This window comes from Mesorhizobium sp. M4A.F.Ca.ET.020.02.1.1 (assembly GCF_004022645.1).
GTDB lineage: Bacteria > Pseudomonadota > Alphaproteobacteria > Rhizobiales > Rhizobiaceae > Mesorhizobium.
The window spans coordinates 1-7,291 of record NZ_RZOI01000269.1; the positions used below are offsets into that span (position 1 = coordinate 1).

At 64.9% G+C, this 7,291-nt stretch carries 11 protein-coding genes and 2 pseudogenes; 2 read left to right on the plus strand and 11 right to left on the minus strand.

Annotated features, from left to right (window positions below; translation table 11 throughout):
• From EN742_RS17755 to ureC, 6 genes and pseudogenes are all read right to left on the minus strand, one after another.
• Positions 1 to 325 (minus strand): urease accessory UreF family protein (locus EN742_RS17755; protein WP_281034973.1); only part of this gene is annotated, 325 nt, incomplete at its 3' end.
• A complete protein-coding gene (gene ureE, locus EN742_RS17760) occupies positions 294 to 893 on the minus strand; it encodes an urease accessory protein UreE (RefSeq protein WP_126057049.1) in 600 nt (199 codons plus the stop codon). The genes EN742_RS17755 and ureE, both read right to left, overlap by 32 nt.
• Complete coding sequence (locus EN742_RS17765) at positions 890 to 1,495, minus strand: glutathione S-transferase family protein (protein WP_128333089.1); 606 nt, start codon at positions 1,493 to 1,495, stop codon at positions 890 to 892. The genes ureE and EN742_RS17765 overlap by 4 nt, the downstream gene beginning before the upstream one ends.
• Positions 1,496 to 1,555: 60 nt before the next feature.
• Positions 1,556 to 2,149, minus strand: a pseudogene (locus EN742_RS17770) (hypothetical protein).
• A gap of 61 nt (positions 2,150 to 2,210) precedes the next feature.
• On the minus strand, positions 2,211 to 2,555 hold the full coding sequence (locus tag EN742_RS17775) for a hypothetical protein (protein ID WP_127405668.1): 345 nt from the start codon (positions 2,553 to 2,555) through the stop codon (positions 2,211 to 2,213).
• Positions 2,556 to 2,599: 44 nt separating this feature from the next.
• Complete coding sequence (gene ureC, locus EN742_RS17780) at positions 2,600 to 4,315, minus strand: urease subunit alpha (RefSeq protein ID WP_189375429.1); 1,716 nt, start codon at positions 4,313 to 4,315, stop codon at positions 2,600 to 2,602.
• A gap of 164 nt (positions 4,316 to 4,479) precedes the next feature.
• Here ureC and EN742_RS17785 point away from each other — a divergent pair, with 164 nt between their 5' ends.
• Together EN742_RS17785 and EN742_RS17790 are read left to right on the plus strand one after the other, a co-directional pair.
• A complete protein-coding gene (locus tag EN742_RS17785) occupies positions 4,480 to 4,851 on the plus strand; it encodes a hypothetical protein (protein WP_126057052.1) in 372 nt (123 codons plus the stop codon).
• A gap of 129 nt (positions 4,852 to 4,980) precedes the next feature.
• On the plus strand, positions 4,981 to 5,472 hold the full coding sequence (locus EN742_RS17790) for a hypothetical protein (RefSeq protein WP_126057053.1): 492 nt from the start codon (positions 4,981 to 4,983) through the stop codon (positions 5,470 to 5,472).
• Positions 5,473 to 5,516: 44 nt separating this feature from the next.
• Here the strand turns inward: EN742_RS17790 and EN742_RS17795 are convergent, their stop codons facing one another.
• The 5 genes and pseudogenes from EN742_RS17795 to EN742_RS17815 all read right to left on the minus strand — a co-directional run.
• The gene (locus tag EN742_RS17795; protein WP_126057054.1) at positions 5,517 to 5,822 is read right to left on the minus strand and encodes an urease subunit beta; all 306 of its coding nucleotides are present in this window, start codon (positions 5,820 to 5,822) and stop codon (positions 5,517 to 5,519) included.
• Positions 5,823 to 5,830: 8 nt separating this feature from the next.
• Entirely contained in the window at positions 5,831 to 6,424 is a 594-nt protein-coding gene (locus EN742_RS17800) for a HupE/UreJ family protein (protein WP_127405666.1), read from the minus strand.
• A gap of 35 nt (positions 6,425 to 6,459) precedes the next feature.
• Positions 6,460 to 6,714: a DUF1272 domain-containing protein gene (locus EN742_RS17805; protein WP_127405665.1), complete on the minus strand. Its 255-nt coding sequence runs from the start codon at positions 6,712 to 6,714 to the stop codon at positions 6,460 to 6,462.
• Positions 6,715 to 6,724: 10 nt separating this feature from the next.
• On the minus strand, positions 6,725 to 7,027 hold the full coding sequence (locus EN742_RS17810; RefSeq protein ID WP_095805092.1) for an urease subunit gamma: 303 nt from the start codon (positions 7,025 to 7,027) through the stop codon (positions 6,725 to 6,727).
• 28 nt (positions 7,028 to 7,055) lie between these two features.
• Positions 7,056 to 7,291: pseudogene (locus tag EN742_RS17815) on the minus strand (urease accessory protein UreD); the annotation flags it as partial.

Sequence of the window (7,291 nt, forward strand, 5' to 3'; positions counted from 1 at the left end):
GCAGCATGGTCTCGGCATGGCGCTCGCGCGAACCTGCCAAGGCCTCGGCGAGAGCGGCGATCTCGCCGAGGTCGCCACTGTCGCGGGCGCACCGCCAGCTTTCGGCAAACAGCACGGCGTCGTTCCAGCCCGAACCCATCTCGACCAGCGTGTCCAGCCAGGCGGCAAGGCTTTGCCTGTCGGCGACCAGACCGTCCTGCACGGCGCGCTCGAGGCCATGGCTATAGGAGAAGCTGCCGACCGGAAAGGCCGGCGACAGCCACGCCATCAGCCGCAGCGGGGCGATGCCGGGCTCAGTCATGGTGGTGATGGTCGTCGTCATCATACGAATGGGAATGACTGTGCGCGTGGCTGTGAGTATGCTCGCCCTGCGCATGGGCATGCGCTTCGGCATGGCTGTGCGCGTGGCCATGATCATGGCCGCCATGGCCGGAATAGGCGCCGCGCACCGGCTTGAACGGCTCGGAGACCTCGCGCACCGTTGCGCCCAATCCCTCCAGCATCGCCTTGATGACATGGTCGCGCAGGATGAGGATGCGCTCCGCCTCGATCGCGGCGGCGAGGTGACGGTTGCCGATATGCCAGGCGAGTTCGGTGAGATGCACGGAGTCGCGGGCGCGGATGTCGTAGACGTCCTCGGGTGCCGCGACGATTTCGAGCTGGCGGCCGTCCTCCAGCACCAGCCGGTCGCCATTGTCGAGCGCCACCGGCTCCGGCAGGTCGACCAGCACCTTGTCACCGCTCTCCGTCTCGATGGCGCGGCGGCGCAGATGCCGCTCGTCATGGGCAAGCACGGCCCTGGCGTAGGGCGCGATCGCTCCGGCCTTGTCCGCTGCGAGAACGGAGATCGCGCGCGGGAATTTGGTGAAGTCGGTGTTGATGTTCAGTTTCATCTCATGGCTCCGCCATTAGCTTGCGCCCGCGCGCGGGGGGGACGCGACAGCACGCGCTCGAAATAGGCGTCGACGCGCTCGGACTCGATCGGAAACCGGCCGGCGCGAGCCCAGCCACCCATGTCGCCGAGCAGCACATCGACCGCGGAAAATCGGTCGCCGAGCGCGAAAGGCTTGTCGCCAAGCCGCCGGTCCAACGCCTTGACCTCCGAGGCGAAATCATGCGCGGCGGCGGGGCCGACATCGACGCGCACCTCCTTCGGCAGGATGAAGCGGTGGCGCAGCTTATTCCACAGTGGCGCCTCGAATTCCGACTGGGCGAAATGCATCCAGGAATCCATCTCGGCGCGGCCGGCGAGGCCTGGATTGGCGCCCATGCCTTTGTCGGCATGCTTGTCGGCGAGATAGACGCAGATCGCCGCGGAATCGGTGACCTTCAGATCGCCGTCGATCAGGATCGGCACCTTGCCCGATGGATTGAGCGCGTAAGCTTCGGGCGAGCGCAGCTTGACCTCGACGAACTCGTAGGGCTGCCCGAGTTCCTCGAGCATCCACAGGACGCGGCTGACCCGGGATCCGCGCGATCCGACGGCCTTGTACATGGCTCTAAACCTGCCTTTCCAGCGAAGCGTAGCTCATCCGGTCCATCCGCCCAATGGCGCTCAGACGATGGTGTCGAAGAGCCGCAGGATGAACGACACCTGGTAAATCAGCGTGACGGCGACGAAGGCGATATGGAAGCGGCGGTCGCGCACCAGGATCGCCGCGATGCAAAGCGCCACGAAGACCGGCGTGCGGATCAGATATTCGTGGCCGTAGCGGGTGAAATGCTCCTCCCCCTTGAGCAGCGTGTCGATCACGTCGAGCAGGTAGGTGGTGCCGAGCAGGCCGAAGAACCAGGCGCGGCGCGAATAGAAATAGTCCTCGTAGCCGGTGTAATCGAGCATCGAATCGGGAAACAGCAGCGCGCAGAGCAGGAACAGCGTGACGGCATAGAAGATGATGAAGAGGTACTTGCCGAAGGTCCAGTCTCCAGCGCGTAGAGGCCGAACTCCCACCATCAGAAATGCACCAGCAGCAACAGCATGAAACCTACCCAGGCCAGATGCACCGGATAGAGCCGGTGCTGCCCGGGATGCTGGACGATGCGGGCGACCCCCGACAGGAGCCGGGTCACGCCAAGGCCGATGACCATGCCCATGACGATTGCGGATATGCGGAAAGACATCGTGGGGAGAGGCGATTTCGGTGGCCATGCCTGATCACGCATCGCCACATATTGCGGCGTCCTGTTAAGAGCAGCAACGGACTTTGTTGCTAGCAGTAGCTGGAGTCAGAAAAGGTCAGGTCGGCGATCTTGCCCTTTTCATCCACGCAATAGTTGGCAGCCATGATGTTTATGCAACCCTCGACGCGTCGAAGCCACATGTTGCGCGCCTCGCATTGACCTCCGGTTTTGGAGGGGCGCAGAATCGGTGGATTGCTCTCCAGCCTAAAAGCCGATTTGCCGGCAAACCATGCTTCAAAAGCTGGCGCGCTTGAACCTGTCGGAAACTTGCGCTCTGCTTCCAATTTCAAAGTCGCATATTCGGCACGAAAGGCCACCGGCTCTTTCAGATATCCGCAACCGCCCAGACAGCCGAGGACAACAAGGGCTAGCACGAGGGATTTGCGGGTTTGGCGATTGCCAAGAAACGCTGATCTTTTCAAAACAGAAAATACCTCTGCGCCATCGGCAGCACGGTCGCCGGCTCGCAGGTCAAGAGTTCGCCGTCGGCGCGCACTTCGTAGGTTTCCGGATCGACCTCGACGTGGGGCGTGGCGTCGTTGAGCACCATCGAATGCTTGCCGATGCCGCCGCGCGTGTTCTCGACGGCGACCATCGCCTTGTCGACGCCGAGCTTCTCTTGCAGGCCGGCGTCGAGCGCCGCCTTCGACACGAAGGTCACCGAGGAGTTAGTCAGCGCCTTGCCGTAGGCGCCGAACATCGGCCGGTAGTGCATCGGCTGCGGTGTCGGGATCGAGGCGTTGGGGTCGCCCATCGGGGCGGCGGCGATCGAGCCGCCGACCAGCACCATCTCCGGCTTGACGCCGAAGAAGGCCGGGTTCCACAGCACCAGATCGGCGCGTTTTCCAACCGCCACCGAGCCTATCTCCCTCGACAGGCCGTGCGCGATGGCCGGGTTGATGGTGTATTTGGCGATGTAGCGGCGGACGCGGAAATTGTCGTTGTCGCCGGTCTCCTCAGGCAGCGAACCGCGCTGGCGCTTCATCTTGTCGGCCGTCTGCCAGCAGCGGATCGCCACCTCGCCGACGCGGCCCATGGCCTGGCTGTCGGAGGAGATGATCGAGAACGCGCCGATGTCGTGCAGGATGTCTTCGGCCGCGATGGTTTCCTTGCGGATGCGGCTTTCGGCGAAGGCGATGTCCTCGGGGATCGACGGCGACAGATGATGGCAGACCATCAGCATGTCGAGATGCTCGGCCAGTGTGTTGACCGTGTAGGGCCTTGTCGGATTGGTCGAGGACGGGATGACGTTGGGCAGGCCGCAGACCTTGATGATGTCGGGCGCATGGCCGCCGCCGGCGCCCTCGGTGTGGAAGGCGTGAATGGTGCGGCCCTTGATCGCCGCGACGGTGTTCTCGACGAAGCCGGACTCGTTCAGCGTGTCGGTATGGATCATCACCTGCACGTCATAGGCGTCGGCGACCGACAGGCAGCAGTCGATCGCGGCCGGCGTCGTGCCCCAGTCCTCGTGCAGCTTCAGCGAACAGGCGCCGGCAAGCACCATCTCTTCCAGCCCTGCCGGCAGCGAGGCATTGCCCTTGCCGGACAGGCCGATGTTCATCGGGAAGGCGTCGAAGGACTGGATCATCCGCGCCATGTGCCACGGGCCCGGCGTGCAGGTGGTAGCCAAGGTGCCATGCGCCGGACCGGTGCCGCCGCCGAGCATGGTGGTGATGCCGCTCATCAGCGCTTCCTCGATCTGCTGCGGGCAGATGAAGTGAATATGCGCGTCGAAGCCGCCGGCGGTGAGGATCTTGCCCTCGCCGGCGATGATTTCGGTGCCGGGGCCGATGATGATGGTGACGCCGTCCTGCATGTCCGGATTGCCGGCCTTGCCGATCGCCGCGATGCGGCCGTCCCTGAGGCCGATGTCGGCCTTGAAGATGCCGGCGGAGGCGTCGATCACCAAGGCGTTGGTGATGACGGTGTCGACGGCGCCCTGCGCGCGCGACACCTGGCTCTGGCCCATGCCATCGCGGATCACCTTGCCGCCGCCGAATTTCACCTCCTCGCCGTGGAGGGTGAAATCCTTCTCGACCTCGATGATCAGCTCGGTGTCGGCAAGCCGCACCTTGTCGCCGACTGTCGGGCCGTACATCTGCGCATAGGCGGCGCGGGTAATTCTAGCCATCAGCACTTGCTCCCGAAAAGCGGCCCGATCGAAGGCGGGCTCCACATTGGCGCCACCCTATGGTCACGCAATGACCCGCTGGGCGACACCTTGTGTTCCCATTTGGCGGTTGAGGTGGGCGAGTCACCCCGAAACGACCGTTTGCCAAATCGATGGAAGGAAAATCCATGCGCAAAACGACACTTCTGGCGGCCGCCGCTGCCGCGATGCTGGCGAGTGCCGCCAGCGCCCAGCAGCAGCCTGCACCGCAGCCCGCGCCGACCGCTCCCACGGCGCCCAGCGCGCAGCCGGCCGTGCCGACGATCCAGAGCGTCAATATCGTCGACATCACCGAACTGCCCAAGGACACCCAGACGCAGGTCAACCAGGTGATCGCCGAGCGCGGTGAAGCCGGCCTGCAGAAACTGCGCAGCTCGATCGACGCGACGCCCAAGGTGAAGTCGGCGCTGGAAGCCAAGGGGCTCACCTCGGCGCAAGTGATCGCGGCCAGCATGAACACCGATGGTGCGCTGACCCTTATCACCAAGAAGGCGAGCTGACGCCGTGTCGCGGCGGGCCGACACCTGGCCCGCCCATGGCATTAGAGAGGGAACCTTCGCCGGGCGGGAGTCGTTTCGTTCTTTTCGCGCTGCACCGCGTCCCGAAACGATCCCCCTCAGGAGCGAGCGATGGCGATCAACCCCTGTCCCGCTACAAGGCTGCAAAGTGCTGCCGCCATGGCGCTGCTGCTGGCAACGGCGCCCGTTGCCGGACTGAAGGCGCAAGGGCTCGAAAACAAGGAGACGGTCGACCGGATCGTCGGCTCCGAGGTCAAGCAAGAAGAGACCAAGACCACCGACGAGGCCGGCAAAGTCGCCACCGCGATCGACCGGACGCGCGAGAACATCGGCGCGGTGCGAAAGACCTCCAAGCTCGACAAGGTCGATATCGTGTTCCTCACCGACGCCGCGCGCAGCGAAGGCGGTCCGCCGCCGGTGATCGAGAGCAAGATCGAGCAGCATCGGGACGACATCGCGGAGCTGCGCAAGGAGATCGAAGCCAACGCGCTGCTGTTCAACGCCATCGATTCGCGGCGCGTGCAGGCAGAGGACGTCGTCGCCGTCGCCTTCGACGATCCGGGTAAGGTCGTCATTTATGCGGCGGCCAAGCCGCCGGGCTGAGCCGGAAGCGCGGAATGGACCGACAGCTCCAGGCGCCATCGGCCTCACAGCTTGCCCATCACCTTCTGCTGAAAACCGTAGACCTCGCGCTTGCCGCCGAGCGGCACCAGCGTGACGTCGCGCTCCTGCCCCGGCTCGAAGCGGATCGCCGTGCCGGCGGCAATGTCGAGGCGCATGCCCCTGGCGGCCTCGCGGTCGAATTTCAGCCCTTCATTGGTCTCGAAGAAATGATAGTGGCTGCCGACCTGGATCGGCCGGTCGCCGCTGTTGGCGACTTTCAGCGTCAGCGTCGGCAGGCCCTTGTTGAGCTCGATATCGCCTTTGGCGGTGATGACTTCGCCGGGGATCATCGCCAACCTCACAGGACGCCGAAGACGAGGCCGACGCCAACCGCCGCGCAAGCCGCGCCGGCGGCGCGGGCAAGGCTACGAAAGCGTGACCCGAGGCCGAGCGCGGCGGCGATGCCGGTGGCATGAAGCAGCGCGGTGGCGACGGCAAAACCTGCGATGTATTCCAGGCCGCCCGCGTTTTCGGGCACTTCAGTGCCATGGGCTTGGCCATGGAACAGCGCGAACAGGCCGATGATGGCGACACCGGCCGAGACAGGCAGGTCAACCGCAAGTGCCACCAGCAGGCCAAGCGCCACGACCGAGGCGAGAATGCCTGGCTCGACGAAGGGTACGGGCACCTGCATCATGCCGAGCGCGCCGCCCGCCAACATGACGCCGACGAAGGCCAGCGGCCATGCCCATATCGCCTTGCCGCCCTTGAGCACCGCCCAGAGGCCGACCGCGACCATCACGCTCATGTGGTCGAGGCCGGACAGCGGATGCATGAAGCCGGCGGCGAAGGACGAGGTCGTGCCGACTCCGACATGGGCATAGGCGGGCATCGCCGCCGCCAGCAGCATGACGGCAGTCAGCGTGGTGCGTTTCGTCGAAGTTGAGATCATCGATATGCCTTCTCTTATGCCTTCTCTGGGGACGGTCAGGCGGCCACGCGGGGGCCGCAGCCCTCGGCCTTGAGCACGCGTTTGGTGGAAGCAGGGTATTTCTTCAGCATGGGCGCCGGCCGGATCGGCCGCGCCGTAAAATTGCCGCCGCAGTTCGGGCAGACGCCGCCGAGCACGTTTCCGGCGCAATCGGCGCAGAAGGTGCATTCGAAGGTGCAGATCAATGCGTCCGTCGCCTCCGGCGGCAGGTCCCTATCGCAGCATTCGCAGTTCGGGCGCAGCTCCAGCATCTTTTCCTCCTCAGCGTATCGGCTCGTGCACGGTCACCAGCTTGGTGCCGTCGGGAAACGTCGCCTCCACCTGCACGTCGTGGATCATCTCGGCGATGCCGTCCATCACCTGCGCGCGGGTGACGACATGGGCGCCGGCCTCCATCAGCTCGGCGACCGGGCGGCCGTCGCGGGCGCCTTCGACGACGAAGTCGGTGATTAAAGCGATCGCCTCCGGGTGGTTGAGCTTGACGCCGCGCTCCAGCCGCTTGCGCGCCACGATCGCCGCCATGGCGATGAGCAGCTTATCCTTTTCCCTCGGCGTCAGGTTCATGCGTCTTCCCGGATTGGCGTATTCAGCTTCAGAGTGACCATAATTTGGGCAGGCCGGCCCGTCCGTTGAGCAATTCGACAAGCGGAACCAGCCGCTTGCGGAGCCGGTAGCCGTCCTCGGCGAACAGCCTCGCAAGAAGCTTGCCAGATTGGTTGACGGTCCAGACGCTGGCGCCGCCGGCATCGCCGATGATGGCGCGCGCCGGATCGAGGAAAGCCTCCGCCTGCGGCGAGACCATCAGCAGCGTCGCGACCGCGGCGGCGC